This window comes from Azospirillum humicireducens (genome assembly GCF_001639105.2).
In the GTDB taxonomy this organism is placed as follows: Bacteria; Pseudomonadota; Alphaproteobacteria; order Azospirillales; family Azospirillaceae; genus Azospirillum; species Azospirillum humicireducens.
On record NZ_CP028907.1, the window covers coordinates 521010 to 541996 of the forward strand.

16 protein-coding genes and 1 pseudogene are annotated in these 20987 nt (G+C 65.5%); 6 read left to right on the top strand and 11 right to left on the bottom strand.

All coding sequences use genetic code 11. From position 1 onward, the window contains the following. Positions 1-43: 43 nt before the first annotated feature. The 6 genes and pseudogenes from A6A40_RS29535 to A6A40_RS29550 form a co-directional block, all read right to left on the bottom strand. Positions 44-394: a hypothetical protein gene (locus tag A6A40_RS29535; protein ID WP_167562553.1), complete on the bottom strand. Its 351-nt coding sequence runs from the start codon at positions 392-394 to the stop codon at positions 44-46. 120 nt (positions 395-514) lie between these two features. Then, entirely contained in the window at positions 515-2140 is a 1626-nt protein-coding gene (locus A6A40_RS29540) for an EAL domain-containing protein (RefSeq protein ID WP_108549374.1), read from the bottom strand. A 426-nt stretch (positions 2141-2566) separates the two neighbouring features. Further along, positions 2567-2857 (bottom strand): EAL domain-containing protein (locus A6A40_RS32045; protein ID WP_236784144.1); only part of this gene is annotated, 291 nt, incomplete at its 5' end. A 1-nt stretch (position 2858) separates the two neighbouring features. Continuing rightward, positions 2859-4619, bottom strand: a pseudogene (locus A6A40_RS29545) (sensor domain-containing protein); the annotation flags it as partial. An 11-nt stretch (positions 4620-4630) separates the two neighbouring features. Next, positions 4631-4876 (bottom strand): arginase family protein, encoded by a 246-nt coding sequence (locus tag A6A40_RS30615; RefSeq protein WP_146191667.1) that lies wholly within the window; start codon positions 4874-4876, stop codon positions 4631-4633. Positions 4877-5116: 240 nt separating this feature from the next. After that, positions 5117-5305 carry a zinc-finger domain-containing protein gene (locus tag A6A40_RS29550; RefSeq protein WP_085086595.1) on the bottom strand — a complete coding sequence of 63 codons (189 nt, stop codon included), beginning with the start codon at positions 5303-5305 and terminating at the stop codon, positions 5117-5119. Positions 5306-5484: 179 nt separating this feature from the next. Here A6A40_RS29550 and A6A40_RS29555 point away from each other — a divergent pair, with 179 nt between their 5' ends. From A6A40_RS29555 to A6A40_RS29565, 3 genes are all read left to right on the top strand, one after another. Beyond that, on the top strand, positions 5485-6483 hold the full coding sequence (locus A6A40_RS29555) for an ABC transporter ATP-binding protein (RefSeq protein WP_108549375.1): 999 nt from the start codon (positions 5485-5487) through the stop codon (positions 6481-6483). Continuing rightward, complete coding sequence (locus A6A40_RS29560) at positions 6473-7465, top strand: alpha/beta fold hydrolase (RefSeq protein WP_108549376.1); 993 nt, start codon at positions 6473-6475, stop codon at positions 7463-7465. The genes A6A40_RS29555 and A6A40_RS29560 overlap by 11 nt, the downstream gene beginning before the upstream one ends. Positions 7466-7734: 269 nt before the next feature. Beyond that, the gene (locus A6A40_RS29565; RefSeq protein ID WP_236784145.1) at positions 7735-7983 is read left to right on the top strand and encodes a hypothetical protein; all 249 of its coding nucleotides are present in this window, start codon (positions 7735-7737) and stop codon (positions 7981-7983) included. A 109-nt stretch (positions 7984-8092) separates the two neighbouring features. Here A6A40_RS29565 and A6A40_RS29570 read toward each other — a convergent pair whose 3' ends face one another. Beyond that, positions 8093-11413: a maltotransferase domain-containing protein gene (locus tag A6A40_RS29570; RefSeq protein ID WP_108549378.1), complete on the bottom strand. Its 3321-nt coding sequence runs from the start codon at positions 11411-11413 to the stop codon at positions 8093-8095. Between the two features lie 210 nt (positions 11414-11623). Here A6A40_RS29570 and A6A40_RS29575 point away from each other — a divergent pair, with 210 nt between their 5' ends. Next, on the top strand, positions 11624-12466 hold the full coding sequence (locus A6A40_RS29575) for a polyphosphate kinase 2 family protein (protein ID WP_108549543.1): 843 nt from the start codon (positions 11624-11626) through the stop codon (positions 12464-12466). Between the two features lie 323 nt (positions 12467-12789). Here A6A40_RS29575 and A6A40_RS29585 read toward each other — a convergent pair whose 3' ends face one another. Next, positions 12790-13038 carry a hypothetical protein gene (locus tag A6A40_RS29585; protein ID WP_236784146.1) on the bottom strand — a complete coding sequence of 83 codons (249 nt, stop codon included), beginning with the start codon at positions 13036-13038 and terminating at the stop codon, positions 12790-12792. Positions 13039-13309: 271 nt separating this feature from the next. On the opposite strand from A6A40_RS29585, the gene A6A40_RS29590 reads away from it, so the two are divergent. Then, positions 13310-14860 (top strand): hypothetical protein, encoded by a 1551-nt coding sequence (locus tag A6A40_RS29590; protein ID WP_108549379.1) that lies wholly within the window; start codon positions 13310-13312, stop codon positions 14858-14860. Between the two features lie 39 nt (positions 14861-14899). Here the strand turns inward: A6A40_RS29590 and A6A40_RS29595 are convergent, their stop codons facing one another. The 3 genes from A6A40_RS29595 to A6A40_RS29605 form a co-directional block, all read right to left on the bottom strand. After that, on the bottom strand, positions 14900-15643 hold the full coding sequence (locus tag A6A40_RS29595) for a LuxR C-terminal-related transcriptional regulator (protein WP_236784147.1): 744 nt from the start codon (positions 15641-15643) through the stop codon (positions 14900-14902). A gap of 176 nt (positions 15644-15819) precedes the next feature. Further along, the gene (locus tag A6A40_RS29600; protein WP_236784148.1) at positions 15820-17235 is read right to left on the bottom strand and encodes a PAS domain-containing sensor histidine kinase; all 1416 of its coding nucleotides are present in this window, start codon (positions 17233-17235) and stop codon (positions 15820-15822) included. Positions 17236-17521: 286 nt separating this feature from the next. Continuing rightward, on the bottom strand, positions 17522-19789 hold the full coding sequence (locus A6A40_RS29605) for a CheR family methyltransferase (RefSeq protein ID WP_108549381.1): 2268 nt from the start codon (positions 19787-19789) through the stop codon (positions 17522-17524). A gap of 158 nt (positions 19790-19947) precedes the next feature. Between A6A40_RS29605 and A6A40_RS29610 the strand changes: the two genes are divergently transcribed. Further along, positions 19948-20961, top strand: a complete 1014-nt coding sequence (locus tag A6A40_RS29610) for a chemotaxis protein CheB (protein WP_108549382.1) — start codon at positions 19948-19950, stop codon at positions 20959-20961. Positions 20962-20987 lie beyond the last annotated feature (26 nt).

Below are 20987 nucleotides of genomic sequence, written 5' to 3' on the forward strand. Positions count from 1 at the left end.
GGCCGGAAGCCGTCCTTTTCGCCGGCGGAATCCGGCATCGCGATCAGCGGATGTTGACGCTGAAGCCGAAGCCGGGGGCGACCGGAGCCGGCGCATAGATGACCGGCGGCGGCGGGGCGTAGATGACCCGCGGCGGCGGGGGCGGGGCGTAGATGACCGGCGGCGGGGCGTAATAGACGCCGCGATCGCGCCAATGATGGTGATGGCGGGGGCGGTCCCAGCGACGCCAATCCGGACCGCCGTGGCCGGGACCGTACCATTCGCGGCCGTAATCGCCTCGCCCGCGCCAACCGTCATGCGCCTCGGCCTGACTGACGGTGGCCCCCAGCATCGAACCGGCGACCAGAGCGCCCAGAACCACGGCTTTCAATTCAAACCCAAAGCGGCCAGTCATTCCGGCGTCCTCCTGGTGTCGGGAAGCGGTTGTTCCCCTTTGACCGGATGAACGCGGAGGCTCCCGCTTTCATTCCCCCTATTCGAAAAAGATTTCGTCCTACGACCTTGGTCGAAGCGGTCAGACCCAACCGTCGGCAAGGCCGGGACGCGGATGCGGCGGCGTGAACAGTCCGGGGGCCTGATACACCGGGCGGTCGGCGGGCCTGCCGAAGTGATAGCCCTGAGCCAGTTCGAAGCCCCAGGCGTTGAGCTGCGCCGCCTGGTCGGAGGTTTCCACCATCTCGGCGATCACCTGCACGCGGACCTCCCGGCACAGCCCCACCATGGCACGCAGGATGGCGTCGTCGCGCGGGCTGCCGCCCAACCGCTTCACATAGCTGCCGTCGATCTTCACGAAATCGACCGGCAGCGCCTGGATATAGGGGAAGGAGGCGGCCCCGGCGCCGAAATCGTCCAGACAGATGCGGTGCCCGGCGCGGCGCAGATCCTCCAGGATGCGGGCGGCGCGCGGCAGATCGGTCAGTCCTGTCGATTCCGTCACCTCCACCAGCAGGCGGGACCGCAGAGACGGATTCCGGGCGACCAGTTGCTGGAAGGCGACGACGAAGATGTCGCTGCCCAGCGATGCGGCCGACATGTTGACCGCGATCTGTGGGCCGGGATCGGCGGCCAGAACCTCCAGCGCCTTCTCGCAGACCAGCAGGTCGACGTCATGGACCATGCCCACCTGCTCGGCGAAGGCGATGGTCGGGCCGGGGGCGCCGTTGGGGAAGCGGGCCAGCGCCTCGTAATGGTGCAGCCCGCGGGTGGCGAGCGAGACGATGGGCTGGAACTGCAGCTTCAGCCGGTCGTCGGTCAGTGTCGAGCGCAGGCTGGTCACCCGCGTCACCGTCTGGTCGACCAGCAGTTTCACCGCGTCATGCATGGTGGCGATGTCAAAGCCGGTGCCGTCCTCGGCAAAGCTCCTCACCGTGAACATCAGCACCCGGCCGGCATCCTCCCGGCTGAGGCCGGGCGCCGACATGTCGAGCGTCATGTTCTCCGAAGCCAGGGGCTGGCCGTCCGGCAGCAGGGCGGCGCCGGTCACCGCGATCTCGCTGGCGAGCGCGTCCGCCGACACGTCGCTGCCATGGACCAGACCGAAGCGGTCCTCCCCCAGCCGGGTCGCCAGGGTGTCGTCGGCGGCATGGACGCGCAGCAGCGCCCCGACCTCCCCCAGCAGGCGCAGCGTCAATTCGGGCCCGAGCCGCGACTTCACCTCGCCGAAATCGGCGATCTTGATCAGCGTCAGCTTCGGCGGTGCGTTGCCGACATCGACGCCGAACCGCTCGCCCAGCTGCGCCTGAAAGGCGTCCGGATCGAGAAGCCCGGTCTCCGCATCGCGGGCCGGCGGCGCCGTGCTGCCGGCGCCGCTCTCCAACCGCGTGAGCGTCAGCTGCACATTGGGGGAACGGCCGAGCCGATAGCCGCACAGGTTGGCCTGGACGCCGCCGGCAAGCGAAACGGCACGGGACTGCAGCCGACGGTTGGAGCCGGCGGTACGCAGCAGGCGCCGCACCAGCCCGCGGTCGCCAGCCGCCACCACCCTGTCTATCGGCTGGCCGATCAGGTCGGCGTCCGTGGTGCCCAGGAGATTCTGCAAGGCACCGGCGGCAAATCCAATGGTCCCGCGCGCATCCACCTCGATCAGCACATCCGCGTTGGCGAACGCGAAGCCGAGGAAGCGTGCGACGTCCGATGTCATGGGGCCTCGACAGGGATCGCTGTGGGACGGGCGGTTTCCGACGCATCATATCGCCAGAGCGAAATTATGTGTCTACTTAAGGTTCGCACTCTAAATGTAAAGGAAACCCTACCACTATCGAAATTTCGCGAACACCGTCACCGGAAGCGCGGAGCGGTTGCGGCGGTCAGAACCGACCGGAGCGCCATTCTCGGCCGTTTCCGCCGCAGTGGCGCAATGGCACTCAGACCATTCAGTGTCTTGTAAGGGATTGGAGCAAAGTTGCATTTTCTCGGCCGTCATTCCCGCGAAGGCGGGGATGACGCTGAGTTCCTTTGATTCCAAAGGCATAGCGATGCACGAAAATGTATGAAGATAAGCGCCGATGCGAATCAGGCCGAACGACGGCTTCTCTCAGACGGGCACCGCCTGAAGCCGGATGGCCTCTCAGGCCGGCACCACGCTGTTGCAGAGGAAGGTTTCGAACTCGTCGACCGGCAGCGGCCGGCTGATCAGAAAGCCCTGGATGCGGGTGCAGCGCTGCTGGCGCAGCATGTCTGCCTGCTCCTGCGTTTCCACCCCTTCGGCGATGGTGTCGAAGCCGAGACTCTCGGCGAGGTTCACGATGGTGCCGACGATGGCCGGATCGGTGGTGGACTTGACGATGTCGCGGACGAAGCTGCGGTCGATCTTCAGCGTGTCGATGGGGAAGCGCTTCAGATAGGCCAGCGAGGAATANCAGGATGGTCACCGCCTTTTCGATGTCGCCGATCATGGCGCCCTCGGTCAGTTCCAGCTCCAGCCGGCCGGGCGGGATGCCGGCGGACTCCACCACGCTGCGGACGAAGCCGACGAGGCGGGCATCCTGGAACTGGCGCGGCGACAGGTTGACCGAAACGGACGGGATCGGCAGGTCGCGGCTTATCCAGTCGGCCAGCCGGCGGCAGGATTCGATCAGCGTCCAGGCGCCGATTTCCCAGATCAGGCCGGTTTCCTCGGCCAGCGGAATGAACTCTGCCGGGCTGACCATGCCGCGGATCGGGTGGCGCCAGCGGATCAGAGCCTCCGCCCCGATGGTGCGGTTGCCGACGAGGTCGATCTTCGGCTGGAAATACAACTCGAACTCCCCGCCGCCGGTGGCGCGGCGCAGGTCGCTCTCCAGCCCGAGCGTGAAGCCCGACCGTTCGCGCATCCCGCCGTCGTAGAAGACGTACTTGTGCTCAGGGTTGCGCTTGGCGTGGTACATGGCGAGATCGGCGTTGCGCAACAGCTGGTCAGCCGTCTCGCCGTCGTCGGGATAGAAGGCGATGCCGATGGATGCACCGCAGAACAGCTCCTGATTGTGGACGGCAAAGGGCTCGTCCATCGAGTAGAGCACCTTTTCCACCAGCCGGGCACCGGCGGAGCGGTCGGCGGCGTCGGGGGCGACGATCAGGAACTCGTCCCCGCCCAGCCGGCCGACGGTGTCGGTCATGCGGGTGCAGTTGCGCAGCCGCCGCGCCACCAGCTTCAGCAGTTCGTCGCCAGCATGGTGGCCCAGCGTGTCGTTGACCTGTTTGAAGCGGTTGAGATCGAGGAAGGCGACGGCGACCTTGCTCTTGCTGCGCTGGGCGCGGACGATCGCCTCCTCAAGCCTTTCGCAGACCAGCCAGCGGTTGGGCAGGTCGGTCAGCCGGTCGAAGCTGGCCTGATAGCGGATCTGGTGTTCCTGCGACTTGCGCTGGCTGATATCGGCGATGGTGAGGACGTAATGCTCCAGCACGCCATTCGGTGCGCGGACCGACGTCACTGACAGGGCGGCGGCGAAGGCGTCGCCGGAATGGCGGAAGCTGGTGACCTCGCCCTGCCAGCGACCGGACTGGCGCGCTGTGGTCCAGATGGCATCGATGAAGTCGCGCTCGTGCGAGCCGGGGGCGAAGAGGACCAGCGGGTGGCGCAGCAGCTCCTCCCGCTGGAAGCCGGTCATGATCTCATAGGCCGGATTGATCGCCTGGACGGTCAGTTCCGGATCGACGATCAGGATGCCGTCGGCGACGCTGTCGAACACGGTGGCGAGCAGCCGGATCTTCTCCTCATGCTGCTTGCGTTCGGTGATGTCCTGGACGGTGCCTTCGTAATAGCGGATGGAGCCGGCGGCATCGCGCACGCAGCGCGCGCTCTCCGAAATCCAGATGATGGTGCCGTCGCGGCGAAAGACGCGCGCCTCGAAACTGTGGACGCGATCCTGGCGGGCCATGAGGTCGGCGAAGGCTTCGCGCTTGCCGGGATCGACGTAGAGCTGGCAGGCGATGTCCGTGAGGTTGGCGATCAGGTCATCCGGCGAGGCGTACCCGTAGATGTCTGCAAGCGCGGGGTTGACCCGGAGGTAACGCCCGTCGACGGTGGTCTGGTAAATGCCCTCGACGGCATTTTCGAAGATGCTGCGGTACTGCTCTTCCGTCTCGTGACTCATTGCACGCGCCTCATCCGACGCCAATCCCGACCCGCCTGGAAACAGCATAAGCGCACAACTCAAACAACGATTGTGGAATCTCCACCTTTCCGCAATGCGGCAAAGTAGACGCCGGCCCGACAACGCCCGTCAAGCGCCATCGCCGATACTGTGGCATAGTACGAAGGGAAAATATAACAAAAAGGTAACCCATCCTGTCCCATGAACGCGGACAGCGCCGGCTTAAAGCGGCAAGCCGTTGAAAGATAAGGAATATTTTCTCTCGTCGTATTAAAAATCTGAAAGACTTGGCGGACAGCGGGCATGGTGCCTCCCGAACGGCCGCTCAAAGTGATTCTCAGACGAATGGTCGTTTTTTACTCACCGCTGCACAGTGCTTGAGCAGTTGCGGTCCCGGACATCAGGGGAGCCGCCTTGGCGCCGAACGGAGGCAGCGACCCCGCCGGCCGGGCCGCCCTTGAAGCGGGGCGGCACGGCCGAAGGTCGGCCAACGACCGGGGGGATCAGTGGTCCCAGACCAGTGGCCCCGGACCAATGGCCATCAATCAATGACCGTGGGCGACCTTGGCGCCTTCCTTCAGCTTGTAAAGGCGCGAACAGTAGGGGCATTCCACCTGCCCTTCGCGATCCAGCGTCAGATAGACCAGCGGATGGCCCAGCGCGCCGCCGCCGCCGTCGCACCCGACGGTCGAGGTTTCAACAAGGATCGTCTCGGTCGGCTGCATGGCAGTCATCCTCTGTTTTGACAGGCGCGCCGGTTCACGCCATCGTGGACACGCCCGCTGTCCGGGCCCCCGTTCAGGGTTCCGCGCGCGCGGGCCGGATGATACCCATCGCGCGCCGCGGATCAACGGGGGAAACCACCGGATCGCCGGGCTTTTTCGCCAATCGCAATCATCATGGTTCAGGATCAATGGCCGCGCCCACCGATACCCCCACGCCCGTCTCGCTCCCGGCCAACGCGGTGGAGCTGCGCGGCCTGACCAAGATCTATCAGCCAACCGGCAAGGCCGGGCCCAAGCAGGCGCTGAAGGGCATCGACCTCGCCATTCCGCGCGGGTCGCTGTTCGGGCTTCTCGGCCCCAACGGCGCCGGCAAATCGACGATGATCAACATCCTCGCCGGGCTGGTGAACAAGACCGGCGGCACCGCCAGCATCTGGGGCCACGAGGTGTCGGAGCAGCCGCGCCGCGCCCGCGCCTCCATCGGCGTGGTGCCGCAGGAGCTGAACATGGACCCATTCTTCACCCCGCGCGAGATGCTGGAGCTTCAAGCCGGCCTCTACGGCGTGCCGAAGAAGGAGCGCCGGACGGAGGAGCTGCTTGACGCCGTCGGGCTGGCCGACAAGGCCGATGCCCATGCCCGGTCGCTGTCGGGCGGAATGAAGCGCCGGCTGATGGTGGCGAAGGCGATGGTGCACACCCCGCCGGTGCTGATCCTGGACGAGCCGACCGCCGGCGTCGATGTGGAACTGCGCCGCCAGCTCTGGGACTATGTGCGCACGCTGAACAAGTCCGGCACCACCGTGCTGCTGACCACCCACTACCTCCAGGAGGCGGAGGAGCTGTGCGACACCATCGCCATCATCAACCATGGACAGGTGGTGGCCTGCGAGCCGAAGACGACGCTGCTGCGCCGGGTCGACAACAAGGCGCTGTGCCTGACGCTGGAGCGCGACCTGTCCGCCGCCCCGCCCTCGCTGGAAGGCTATACGGTGGAGTTGCCGGAGCCGCGGCGGATGGTCGTCCGCTATCAGCCCAGCCGCCAGCGCGCGGGGGCCATCCTGTCGGCTCTGGCCGCATCGGGCATCGGCATCGTCGATGTCACGACCGAGGAATCGGATCTGGAGGATATATTCCTCCAACTGACGGGTGGTGCGCACGGCGACACAGGGGTAATCCATGCGGCGTAGCGGATTGGCGGCTGTTCTTGGGTTGGGACTTCTGCTTGGCGGCTGTGCCGCGACTTTCCAGCCGATGGGAACGGCCGTCGTCCAGCCGCAGCTGAACGACAAGGTGCTGATCGCCGCCGACGGTTTCGAGCTGCCGATGCGCTCCTGGCTGCCGGCGGATGGCAAGGTGCGGGCCGCCGTGGTGGCCCTGCACGGCTACAACGACTATTCCAACGCCTTCGACGGCGCCGGCCGCGCGTTCGCCGCGGCCGGCATCGCCACCTACGCCTATGACCAGCGCGGCTTCGGCGCCACCCGCGACCGCGGCGTATGGGCCGGCACGCCGACCCTGGTCAGCGATGCCGGCACCGCGGTGGAGATGGTGCACAAGCGCCATCCCGGCGTGCCGGTCTATCTGATGGGCGAAAGCATGGGCGGGGCGGTGGTGCTGACCGCGATGACCGGCCCCAGCCCGCCGAAGGTCGACGGCACCATCCTGGTCGCCCCGGCCGTCTGGGGCCGGCAGGCGATGGGCTTCTTCCCGCGCGCCGCTTTGTGGGTCACCTACACTCTGGTGCCGGGCATGGTGGTGCACCCGCCGCGCGACCTGAACATCCGCCCGTCGGACAACATCGAGATGCTGCGGGCGCTGGGCCGCGACCCGCTGGTCATCAAGGGCTCGCGCGTCGATGCGCTGGAGGGGCTGACCGACCTGATGGGTGCGGCGCTCGACGCCTGCCGGCAGTTGCAGACGCCGTCGCTGGTGCTCTACGGCGCGCATGAGGAGGTGCTGCCGCCGCGGCCGGTGGAGCGGGCGCTGAAGGACTTCGAAGCCGGCGGCCGGCATGTCGTCGCGGTTTATCCCGACGGCTATCACATGCTGCTGCGCGACCTGAAGGGCCAGCTCGTCGTGAACGACATCGTCGCCTGGATTGCCGACCCCAAGACGCCGCTGGCGAGCGGTGCAGACCGCGCACCGCGGGCTCTGCTGGCCTCCAAGTGAGGGGCTGTCGGACAAGAGTGCGACATGGTGGCACAGGCGAAACAGCGGGGCAGCCCATCGTCAGGCGCCACGTTCCGGCATAGCGGCGGTCAATGCATTGGAAATGCTAATATTATCTGTGCCGCCTATTCGAAGGATGCCCTGTTGCCGTTGGTCTCCGCAGCCAAAGGTATAGTACCCGTTAGGACCAAAGCCACTCTGCCTCTTCCGGCGGTTGAGGGATAAGGTACCGCGCAGGCGGACACCGAATGTCCCCGTTGGGAGGAAAAATGCACAGCGTCGAATCCCAGGTTACCCCGTCCGGTGCTTCCCGCACCGCCGGCGTCGCGACGGCCGCCCACCCGACCATGACCTCTACCCTGGATGTTCAGGTCATCGCCGACCGTTATGGTTGGACGACCCCCATGGCGCGCTGGTGGATGGCCTTCGCCGCCTCCTCCGTGGGCCATAAGCCGGATACCATGATCGCCTTTCTCGACAAGACCGTCGGCGGCGTGACGATGATCCGCCGCCGCTGACCGGTGGGTGGACCGAATTGAAAAAAGCGGCCCTGCGGGGCCGCTTTTTTGTTGTGAAGCGGCGGGATCGGTTGCCCCCTCCCCATCCCTCCCCCGCTTTGNAGAGCTTTCACACTCCCGGCGGCACGATCCGCCAGATCGCCGCCGGGTTGCGGTGGGGATCCAGCCAGACATGCTGGAACTTGCCGATCCAGGTGAAGCGGTGGCCGCTGAACAGGTCCTCCACCTGGACATGGGCGCCGTCGGGCAGGCCCAGCTCCCACAGCGGCACTTCGATGGTGCCGCCATGGCCGTTGCGGGGGTCGAGATTCACCGCGATCAGAATCACATTGTCCTTGGCCGCCGTCATCTTGCCGTAGAGCAGGATGTTGTCGTCGAAGGCGTTGTAGAAGCGCAGGTTGGTGAACTGCTGCAGCGCCGGGTTCTCGCGACGGATGCGGTTGATGGCGGTGACGTAGTCGCGGATGTTGCCGGGCTGGTTCCAGTCCCAGTGCCGGACCTCGTACTTCTCAGAATGGTTGTATTCCTCCTTGCCGGGATAGGCTTCCGCCTCGCACAGCAGGTAGGGGCCGTACAGGCCGTAGACACCGGCCAGCGTCGCCGCCAGAACCGCCCGCATCATGTGGGCCGGCCGGCCGCCCTGGGTCAGGATCTTCGGCAGGATGTCGGGGGTGTTGGCGAAGAAGTTGGGACGCATGTACTCCTTCGATTCACCCTGCGTCAGCTCAGTCAGGTATTCGGTCAGCTCCTGCTTGGTGTTGCGCCAGGTGAAATAGCTGTAGGACTGGGTGAAACCGACCTTGGCCAGCCGCTTCATCAGCTTCGGCCGGGTGAAGGCCTCGGCCAGGAACAGGGCGTCGGGATAGCGGTCCTGCACCTCGCGGATCATCCATTCCCAGAAGGGGAAGGGCTTGGTGTGCGGGTTGTCGACGCGGAAGATGCGCACACCCTCCCTGCACCACATCAGCACCACGTCGCGCAGCGCGTACCACAGGTCCGGATAGGACTGGCGGTAGAAGCTGACATTGACGATGTCCTGGTACTTCTTCGGCGGATTCTCGGCGTAGCGGATGGTGCCGTCGGGCCGCCAGTAGAACCAGTGCGGATGCTCCTTGACCCAGGGATGGTCAGGAGAACACTGGACGGCGAAATCCAGCGCGATCTCAATGCCGTGGCGCCTGGCCTCGCGCACCAGTCGGCGGAAGCCGTCGAAATCGCCGATCATCGGATCGATGGCGTCGTGCCCGCCCTCCTCCGCGCCGATGGCATAGGGCACGCCGGGATCGTCCGGGCCGGGGTTCAGCGTGTTGTTCCTGCCCTTGCGGAAGGCGCGGCCGATGGGGTGGATCGGCGGGAAGTACAGCACGTCGAAGCCCATGTCGCGCACCATGGGCAGCAAATTCACCACGTCGTCGAAGGTTCCCGGCCGCGACGGGTCGGGCGAGGCGGAGCGCGGAAAGATCTCGAACCATGCCGAACAGGCGCCGGCGGTGCGGTCGACATACACCTCCAGCTCGCGCACATAGCGCGACTTGTACTGTCGCTCGCCATAGAGCGCCATGACGCGGCGCGGCTCGTCCGACAGGGCGTAATCGATGGCCTCGCGGCCGGCCAGCGACTGCATCCGCTCGATCACCGCCTCCAGCGCGGCGCGGCCGTCACCATGGTTCAGGTCGAGCGCCTGCTCGACGAAGCGGCGCCCTTCCACCAGTTCCAGGTCGACGACCATGCCGGCATCGACCTTCTTCTTGAAGTCGGCGCGCCAGCTTTCCCAGACGTCGCGCCACGCCTCGATGCTGTAGGTGTAGCGGGCGTTGCGGGTGAGCGGCACGCGGCCGACCCAGCGGTCGTTCTCGTGCAGGCGCATCGGGGTCTCGCTCCACGCCTCGTCGCCGTCCGCCTTGTACATGACAGAGGCAGCCAGCACGAAGGTGCCGTCGGTATAAATGTCGGCCCACACCTCCATCGCGTCGCCGACCGCACGCTTGATGGCGAAGCGGCCACCGTCGAGTTCCGGATAGACGTTCTCGATGGTCATGCGGCCGGCGGCGATGGAGTCCATCCACTCCCGCTCCTCCACGTCGTGGAGTTCGACCGGGTGGCTGCGGGCGGCACGGGCGCTGAAGACGCGCAGTTCCATCGGGCGCAGCATCATCGGCGCGCCCGGCTCCATCGGCAGCGGCTCCGCCTCCGGCGTCACGTCCACGAACGCTTCAAAGGTGCCGCCGGTGGCGGCCAGGATCGGACCGGCGTCCAGCATGTGCGGCCGGTTCTCGTCCGGGTTCAGCACCAGGATGGCGCAGCCGTCGGGCTGGTCGAGGGCGGCGCCGTCCACCTGCCGGATCAGCCCCAGCACCGGGCTGTGAGGCGAGGTCACGCGGCGCTGCGGCCCCTCGACGTTCAGGGCCGGGGTGGCCGCCTTCATGGCGTTGACGGCGCCGATGAAGCCGGTCAGGTCGAGCTTGGGCTGCTCCCAGTCGGCAGGGCCGGTGCGCACGACGTCCAGCTTGCGGGTGAAACCATACTCGTAGCCGACCGGCATCATCACGCCGGTGGAGAAGCTGGCGGCGAACAGGTAATGCATCTTCATCTGAGCGGCGAGCCGGGCAGCGTCCTGGCTGCCGACCTCCGCCGCAAGGCGGTCGGTATCGTGGCTTTCCGGGAAGGCGATGGACGGGGCGATCCAGCGGAACTCCTCATACTGCTCCAGCAGCCAGTCGGCCTTGAAGTCCCACCATTTGGCACTGTTGAACAGGAAGTCGAAGCCGGCGCCGCACAGCTCGCGCACCTGCTCCACCGTGCAGCCCAGCGTCTCGGCGAAGAACTTCACCTCCGGATTCACGGCATGGGCGGCGTCGATCAGGCTCTTCCAAACCTCCGCCGGAACCTGATAGGCGGCATCGCAGCGGAAGCCCTTCACGCCCAGCCCGATATAGTGGCGCAGATAGTCGGACCAGTAGCCGATCAGCCCGGCGCGAGACTCCGCCCGATCATAATCCAGCGAAGCGAGGTCGCCCCACACCGTGACATGGGTGGTGTCGTTGGGATCGACGGCGCCCGGACGGTGCAGGTCACCATCGGGGCCGCGCTTGTACCAGTCGGGATGCCGGTCGACCAGCAGCGCATCGCGGGAGGTGTGGTTGATGACGAAATCCATCATCACCGACTGGCCATGCGCCCCGGCCTCCGCCGTGAAGCGGCGCAGCAACTCGTCGTCGCTTTCCTGCGAACCGCCACGCAGGGCATCATGCAGCCGATACGGATCCTTCACCGCATAGAGGCTGCCGGAGAATCCCGGCTGATGGATCGGGTTCAGGAAGATCCAGTCGAATCCCATCCCCTGGATCCGCGGCAGGTGCCCGGCCCAATCGCGGACCGGGCCCGCCAGGGTCGGAAACAGGTTGTAGATGCGCGGTCCGACGATGCTCATGGAACCCCCTTCCTTGGCCCTGCTTCTCCGTTGACAGCCCGCCGGTCCCGTTGTGGGATCAACCGTACGGGTTGCGCTCCTCTCCAGAGCGGAGGCTCCCGAACCGGCGCCACGGCCGGCACATGCCCCCGCCGGTCAACCCGGCGGGGCGGTGAAGGTTCCGCCCGCCGCCGGCGACACACCAACCGAACCTAGAACAGGATGCCCAGCATGGCCGAAAAGCCCGGCAAGGTCGCGAAGATCCGCCTCGGTAAACTGGACCAGAACAAGGCGCAGTACGACAGCGCCGAGGAGTACGACCGCCGACTCGGCAAGCTGCAGAAGGAACTGCTGCATATCCAGCAGACCTACTGGCACGAGAAACGCCGGGCGATCGTGGTGTTCGAAGGCTGGGATGCCGCCGGCAAGGGCGGGGCAATTCGTCGCATGACCGAACCGCTCGACCCCCGCGGCTTCCATGTCTGGCCGATCTCCTCCCCCACTGAGGAGGAGCAGGGCAAGCATTACCTGTATCGCTTCTGGACCAAGCTGCCGGGCGCCGGCACCTTCGCCATCTTCGACCGTTCCTGGTACGGCCGCGTCCTGGTCGAGCGGGTCGAGAATTTCGCCACCAAGGACCAGTGGAAGCGCGCCTATGACGAGATCAACGAGTTCGAACGTCTGCTGACCGACGACGGCGTGCGCATCGTCAAGCTGTTCCTGCACATCACCCCGGAAGAACAGCTGGAGCGCTTCCGCGAGCGGATGAAGAATCCCTACAAGCGCTGGAAGCTGACGGAGGAGGATCTGCGCAACCGCGCCAAATGGGACGACTACGTCAAGGCGGCAGAGGCAATGTTCGACCGCACCTCCACCTCCCACGCGCCCTGGCATGCGGTGGAGGCGAACTCCAAATGGTACGCCCGCATCAAGGTGCTCGAGACGGTCACCGCCGCCCTGAAGGAGGGCGTCAACATCGCCCCGCCCCCCGTCAACGGCAACGTCGCCAGAATGGCCGCGGAAGTCCTGGGCATCCCCCCCGACCTGGCAGGCGTGGGCGCGGCCAAGGAATAACGGTCCGGGCGAGGAACGATCCGGCATGGCGGTGGAGGCTTGGCGTTACCGGTTGGAAAGCGCCGGCTCCACCGCAAGCCTTGGTATGGGTGGCCGTGGTGTCGTGGAGCGGCACCGGCCTGTCCTCCGGACGAACCAGCAGCATGATCTCCGTGAAACCGAGGATCACGGCCTCTGCCCCGCATTCGGCGAACCATGCGATGATGCCGCGGTGGACACCGTCTTGCGCTCACCGGCTTGCGCCCGCGTGGGCGCCTTGCCCGCAACGAAGGGGGCGTGCAACTGGCCAAAGGGCCGTCTTGCGGTCGGCGGCCGGTCGAGGGTCAGTAGGCGCCCAACGAACGGGCGAGGGCGGCGAACTCATCCGCAACCCAGCCTTCACGCTCGATCAGGTATCCCATCAGCTGTTTCAGCGTCGCCTCGCAAGTCTCGGCGCGCTCCGCATCCGACAGACCGGCGCCGAGCAGACGGGCGGCAACGTCCTCGATGCCCGGTTGGGCCTTGCTGGGATCGGCGTGGCTCATGACGGGAAGCAACCTGAGGGTGGTGTTGGCGATTTGCTGCGGGACCATGGGGCCGCCTTCATGCTGGACGCGTTGCCTGTCTGGATAATGGGCTCACAAACACCTGACGGGAAGGAACGATTTGGCTCTTAAATGAAATAAATTTAGTCAGCATTTGATGCAATTCGTTTCAATGTGCCCTGCAGCGGCCCAGCGGCCACGGGGCGCCCGGCGTGGCACGCTCCTGACACAGCTTGACAGAATATGTCACGACATATCAGTAGCAATAATCACTGCTTGTACCTAAAATTATACCGATTCAGCAGCGCCCGTGAACACCATGGCTGGCCGCCCAAACCGCAGCGCCTCCCTTCAGACCGTCGAGCTTCACGCTGTCCAACCCGATCCTGCGGCCGTCAGCCTCGACAAGGTCAAGGCGATCCTGGCGCCGCTCGACCGCGCGCAGAAGTCCAAGCTGTTCGAACTGGTGCAGGCCGGCCATCTTGAAGACGACCAGATGACGGTCGAGATCGGCCGCCTGATCGTCGCCATGCTGAACGGCCCGCGCACCGAACATGCCCGCCGCATCTGGACCGGCTGGTTCGACCCGGTGATGCTGCGCACCGATGCGCTGATGCTGGCGGAAACACGGCCGCCCGGCTGCATGCATGTGGTCGATGCCAGCGCCTGGTGGTTCGCCCTGCTGCCGCACATGCGCGAACTGGCCGGTCAGGTGCAGACCGACATCGCCGCGCGGGCCAGCGAACATCCGCTCGATGCCGTCCTCGCCTCCCCCGCGGCGGGGGGGTGGGCGGAGGAGCTTCGCGTCCGCTCGCTCGCGGTGCTGCGCCAGCGCGGCGGAGCCGGCACGCTGCTGGCGACCGCCAATGCCGAGCGGATCACCCTGCTCCGCAAGCGCGGCCTGACCAGCGTGGCGCCACTGTCGATGGGCGACCTTGCCCTGCTGGACGCGATGTTGGAGCACGCCCCGCAATGGCGCGGCACGGTGCGCCCACGCGACACCATCGGCATCCTTCACGCGGTATCGGAGATAGCGCAGCGTGCCGGAACGCCGGACAGCGCCCTGTTCTACGCCCTGTCGCTGGTGAATGGATCGCGCGATGCCGATCAGGCACTGGCGCTCTACGGCCTGTTCCCGAACTCCCCCCTGGTGGAGGGGGCGGTGGGCCATGTCCAGTTCGCCTGGCAGTGCCTGCGCCAGAAGCTGGAGGATCTCCATCTCGGGCGCCCCGCCCCGCCGCAGCTGACCGCGGGCGAAACGGTGGACCGCCTGCAGGAGCGCGCCTTCCGCTGGTACGACGCGCTTCAGGGGTTCGGGGTGGAGCGCGGCGGCAGGAACTGGGCCGCGGTGTCCTCCGCCGTCGGCCGCGTCACCGGTCTGGTGGAGGGAGAGGTGGTGCCGGTGCTGAGCCATCGCCTGCTGACCCTGAATGCCAGTTCATCGGCCCGGCCGCTGATCGAACCGGTGCGATTCATCAACGGCTTCAATCACCGGCTGCGCCGCCGTGGCATCGCCGCCTCCACCAACCCTTGGCTGACCGCCATCGGCGACCATCTGGCGGGTCTTTTCCGGCAGATCGGCAGCTATGGGCGTGACGACGCACTGTCGGCCATGGCCGAGCTGTGCGAACTGGCGGAGGAGACCGGCTATCCGATCGAGGTCACCGCCATCGACAAGACCCTCCTGTCCATCGTCGAACGGGCTCTGCGTGACGGGCGTGAACTCGACACCGGGGAAAGCCGGCTGATCGAGCGCGTGGTCACCGTCGCGACGGAGGAGCGGCGGAAATGCCGCTGGTGGGTGTCGGGCGAACTGATCAGCCTGCTGGACGCCGCCCAGCAGCGCGGGATCGGCCCGGCTGCGGCATAAGGCGGCACACAGGGCGAAGGCCGTCAGGGGCGATGCAGATCAGGACTGGAGCCGGATCCCCGCCCGCATGGTGGCAAGCGCCAGCTGGGTGCGGTTGCGGACGCCCAGCCGCTGCATCACCGTCCGCAGATGCACCTTAATCGTGCCTTCCAGCACGCCCAGGGCGCGCGCGATCTCCTTGTTCGATTGGCCTTCCAGCAGCAGCCGCAGCACTTCGCGCTGGCGGTCGGTCAGGGCGTTGACGGCGTCGCTTTCAGGCTTCGTCGGCGCGGAATCCGCGATGGCGATGCGCACCGGCCGGCCGTCGCGCGCAGCCGGCGGCGCCGGGGCGAAGAGCCCGCCTTCCAAGACGATGGGGAGCGCCTGATCCAGAACCACCCATTCACAGCCCTTGTGGACGAAACCGCGGGCACCGGCGCGGATGCAGGAGGCGATGACAGTGCCGTCCGTCGCACCGGATACGACGATCAGCGGCACGTCGCCCGCCGCCTCCAGCATGTCGGCCAAACCGCAATGCTCGTCGCTGTCGCCCATCTGCAGGTCGTAGAGAATGGCTGTGATGTTGCTTTCGGCCCTGGCCTTGCGCATCGCCTCGGCCAGCGATCCCGCCTCCAAGATCACCGCGCCGTCATAGCGATGCCTCAGCGCCAGCGCCAATCCGTACCTGACGAGGGCATGGTCGTCGACGATCAGGAATTTGAAGGGATCGACGGTCGGGACCCGCCTGGCGGACATCGGTTCCAGTTCCACGGAGCCATGGACATGCTGCGCAAGATGATCCACGTTTGTTCCCTTTCATTCATCCAAAGTGCCGGTAGCCATTGGATCACGGAGCGGCATAGCAACCTCAGTGCCGACGGGGGGACAGGATGAACCATCCTTTCCGTGACGCTAAAGATGCATGGGGATAGGCACTACGCAAACCGAAGGTGACAGAGATGGCTCCGCACGCTGCGCCCTCAACCGGCGAAGCGGAGGTGCGAGTTCCCCATGCCGGCAGTCTCGTTGGAAACAAGCGGAACGGTTACCGAGAAGACGGAGCCGCGCCCCGGCCAGGAGCGGACACCGACCTCGTGGTTCAGTTGGCGGGCCAGCCGCGAAACGATTGCCAGCCCAAGCCCGACGCCGCGCCTCTGGTCCCGCTCGCGGTTGTCGAGCTGCCGGAACTCCTCGAAGATCAGCGTCCGGTTCTGTTCGGCGATGCCGGGGCCGGTGTCCCACACCTCGATGCGCAGTTGCCTGCCGCGCCCGGCATCGTGGCATTGGCGGCAACCCAGCAGAATTCCGCCGGTCGTGGTGTACTTCAACGCGTTGGCGACAAGGTTCCGCAGGATGCGCTCCAGAAGCTGGGCATCGCTCGAAACCGTCTCGGCGCAGGGCAGCACGCGGAAGCGGAGCCCGCGCATTTCCGCCTGCGGAATAAACTCGCAATGGATGACGTCCAGCATGACCGACATCGGCACCGGCTCGATGGTCGGATCGAGCGCGCCGGCGTCGAGACGCGCGGTATCGAGCATACCGTCAAGCAGGGTGCGGATCGAGACATGCGCCGCCAGAAGCCCCCCGAGGATCGGCCGCTCGGCATCGCCCATGCGGCTGCGCAGCACATCCAGGAACAACCCCATCGACATGACCGGCTGGCGCAGATCGTGGCTGGCGGAGGCAAGGAGTTGGAGCTTGTCCGCGTCGGCGGTCTGGAGACGGCGCAACTCCTCGTTCGACCGGGCGAGATGCGCGTTGGCCTCCTCCATCTGTTCCAGCGCGACGCGAAGCTCCTCGTCCATCGCGCGGAGTTCCTCCATGGAGGCGTTCAACTCGCTGTCGGAGCGGATGAACTCCAGACCCGAACGCTCAAGCGCACTCTCGCGCAAAGCCAAACGTTCCTGCACCGCCTCCAGTTGGGCGCAGGCCTCCCGGTAGCGGTCGGCCAATCTCGCCAGTTCGCCTTGCTGCCGGGCGATCAGGTCATCCGCTTCGATCTGCCGCCTTTCCAGATCCTCGACGAGCGTCAACGCCTGCTCGAGTTCGGCTGTAACATCCTGCCTGGCCGATTGGGAACGGTCCTCCATCAAGTCTTCCGCTACGCAGATGAAATGTTCGGTTTCCCCACTCGGTCCGATCAGGGGAGTGATGACCAGGGAACACAGATAGTCTCTGCCATCCTTGCGGCGGTTGACCAGAGTGGCGCGGGCGAAGTCGCTTTCCAGCAGGTCGCGCTTGATGGCCGACATCACCGCCTTGTCGGTGCGGGGGCATTGCAGGAGGCGGGGCGACCGCCCGATCACCTCGTCGGCCCGGTAGCCGGTCAGTCGGGTGAATGCCGGATTCACGTAGCGTATGGTCGGTCCCGGCGCCGTCAGATTGCAGTCGGTCACGATAACCGCATGGTTCAACCGATCCCAAATCGGCTGAACGATCAACGGCTTCGCTTTCAGACTACGACCGACTCCCAATCCATGCGCGTCCGACATGGGGCCATGGTCCTTCCGACCTGCTGTTGATCGACGGTGTACCAAGCCGTCCGTTCAAGCAAGATTGCAATTCAGACTATGAACGATTTTCATCAGAGAAAGTCCCCACCAGGATCCCATTGGCAAGAGGCTGTCGACCCTTGCGGAGCCGCCCGAACCATACGGCCCGGTCAGTCACTCCATTTTCCCCTCATCCAGAGGTCGTCTCCGCCCTGCTGTCCTCCATCCCGATGCGCTGACGCTCCGTCACGTCATGGGCAAGTGCAACCAGGATCGGCGGCTGTTCGCGGGGGAAATACTGCATGCAGAGCTCAACCTGGCGCACCGACCGGTCGCTGCGTTCGATGGTCGTCTCGAAGACGATTTCCGCCTTCTCGCCGGACAGGAGCGGCTCCACCAGCCTGCCGAAGGCGATGGCATCGATGTCGGGCATCAGGTCATGCAAGGCGATCTGGCGCAAGGCGTCCAGCGGGTAGCCCAGTTTCTCCTCCGCGCCCTTGTTGACCAGATGGAAGGTGAAGGTGGATGAGTCGAGGAAATAGACCTCGTTCAGCGACTCTCCGACGATACGGCCGAGGTAACTGGTGAAAGCATCGGATCTTGCGCGCTCAGTCACGTCCTCGATGATCAGAACGGCGCCACGCGCCAGCCAGTTGTCGAAGAGCAAGGGGGACAAACGAATGCGGCAGGTGATGCGCCTGCCGCGGCGGTCCATCGCCTCCATCTCCAGCGGGTCGACAGGCGCTTCGGTTATCAGGATATCCTGGAGCGGCCTGCGCAGCCGCTGCACCGGCAGGCCGATGTCGAGATCCAGGAAGGGCTCGCCCGTCACCTCCTCGCTCCGCAGTCCCCAGATGTTCTCGCTCCAGCGGTTCCAGGACTGGACGGTCAGGTTATCGTCCAGCACGATGATGCCGACATCGATGCTGCGGAGAATCGATTCCGAATAGCGGCGATACTCCCCGGCCTCCTCGCTCTGGCGCCGCATCTCTTCGTTGGCGACCTCCAGCTCTTCGTTGGTGGAGCGCAGTTCCTCGTTCATCGTCTCCAGTTCCTCGTTGGTGGACTGGAGTTCCTCGTTCGTCGTCTCAAGCTCCTCATTGGTGGACTGGAGCTCCTCGTTCGTCGTCTCCAGCTCCTCGTTGGAGGACTGAAGCTCCTCAATGGTCGTCTCGAGACTTTCCTGTGCCGCCTCGATCTCCTGCTGAAGCAGATAGACGCGGCTGGTGTCGAAGAAGCTGATCAGCGTAGCGAAGGCCTTGCCGTCCCGGCTGACGAGCGGCGCCACTTCGATGGTCAACCGCGTCGGTTCGGCTCCCGGACGCGTGAAGGGCTGATGTTCGATGCGCACCATCCGCCCGGAATTGCGCACCTCCTCGATCCGGCTCCGCAATTCCGTCGGCCGGTAGGAAATGGTCAGGTCTTGGAACGGGCGGCCGATATCGGTTTCCTGGACGTCGAACAGGCGCCGGGCATGGACGTTGGCGAACACCAGCAATCCTTCGGCATTGACCGCCAGATAGCCGGTGGAACTGCCGTCGACGATGCTTTCCATCAACCTGGCCTGCTGGTTGGTACGGGCGTTGCCGGCATCGCTGGCCAGCGACAGGCTGCCGCCGGCGGTGCGGCGCCACTCCTGCGGCACCTTGGCGAAGATGCGGCTTTTCAAGTCCACCGGCTCGAACATGCGCGACCGCGCCAGCTGCGTCTCGGCCTTGCCGAGGAACAGGAACCCGTCATTGACCAGGGCATAATGCAGCCGCGGCAGGACGACGGCCTGGGTGTCGGCTTCCAGGTAGATCAGCAGGTTCCGGCAGATCAGCAGGTCGATTCGGGAGATCGGCGCATCGCTGACCACGTTGTGGCGTCCGAAGATGACACATTTGCGCAGCTCGCGCTGAAAGACGTAATGATTGTTTGTGCGCTCGAAATAACGCTCCAGGAGCGGCTCCGGAACGGATTCCACCTCGCGCATCGCATAGGTCGCATGGCGCGCGGTGTTCAGGGCCGCATCGTCCAGATCGGTGGCGTAGATCTTCACCCGCCGGCAGAAATCGACCGTTCCCAGCACCTCGGCGAAGAGGATCGCCAGGGAATAGGGCTCCTCCCCCGATGCGCAGCCGATGCTCCATATGCGGATCGATCCATTGTCGCCCTTCCGTTCCAGGATACGCGGAACCACATCGCGCCGCAGCACATCCCAGGCATCGGTGTCGCGGAAGAAGGACGTGACGTTGATCAACACCGTGTTCAGAAGATCGACGAATTCCTGCGGATGAGCCTCAAGGAACGAATGGTAAGACGCGAAACTGTCGCAACCGACCTCCTCCATCCGCCGGCGGATGCGCCGTTCCAGGCTTGTACGCTTGTAGCCGCGGAAGTCGATTCCCCGGCTTTCCTGAATGTGGCGAATCAGGTTGCTGAAATCGCTGTCGGAATGGTCCGTATTTTTTGTCATTGTCTTGCATTGCCACTGTGTCAGGCAGAGCATAATCGCCAGTACATACCTCGCTCAAGCGATGTGAGGGTCTAGCCCCCTTTCGTGAATCATCGGAGGGAGCCGGAAAATACTGCTTGGCGGATGAAACGCTGCAATCCATGCGCTGTTCTGGTCCTATGGAAAAACGCGACATCATCGCCATCGGCGCATCGGCCGGTGGGTTGGCCGCCGTCACGCGGCTGTTTGGCGGCATGCCGAAGGGGTATGCGCCGACGGTGTTCGTCGTCATCCATACGTCGCCGACCGCGCCCAGCGTGTTGCCGCTCCTGCTCGACCGGATCGGCTGGCTGCCTGCCTTCCATCCCAGCGATGGAGAGCCGATCCGCCCTGGCCACATCCATGTGGCTCCGCCCGATCGCCATCTGCTGGTCCACCGCGACCATGTGCTGATCCGCCGCGGCCCGCGGGAAAACCGCACCCGGCCGGCAGCGGATCCGCTGTTCCGCTCCGCCGGCGTGGCGTTCGGCAGCCGTGTGATCGGCATCGTGCTGTCGGGCACGTTGGACGATGGCGCATCCGGGCTGCGGGCGATCCACCGCTGCGGTGGAATCGGCATCGTCCAGGATCCATCCGAGGCCGAATGGCCCGGCATGCCCCGGAGCGCCATCGAACGCGGGGAGCCCGACCATGTCGTGGCGCTGGATGCGATGCCGGAGCTGCTCGTCCGGCTTGCCGCCGAACCGGCACCGCCAAGCCCACCCATCCCGCCCGATATCGCAACGGAAGCGCGGATCGCCGAGCTGGAGTTCTCGACCGTGTCCGACGATACCCAGGCAGTCGCCAAAGCCACGACCCTCTCCTGCCCCGAATGCGGCGGCGGGCTGTCGGAGATCCGTGACGGCTCCGTTCTGCGCTTCCGCTGCAGGGTCGGACACGCCTTCAGCCCCGACAGCATGGAGGAGGCGCAGGCGGAGGCGATGGAAAAGGCCCTGTGGGTCGCCTTGCGCACCCATGAGGATCGCATCGAACTGTTCCAACGCCTTGCCGCCCACGCCAGGGAACGCGGCCAGCCCCACCTCGCCGCCAACTGGGACCGGCAGAATCGGGACGCACGCGAGAACGCCGAACTGTTGCGGAGCGTGCTGTACAAGCCGGATGTCAGACGGACCAGCGAGCAGAAGAAGCCCTGACCTGAAAACGGAAATGCCGGAAGCCG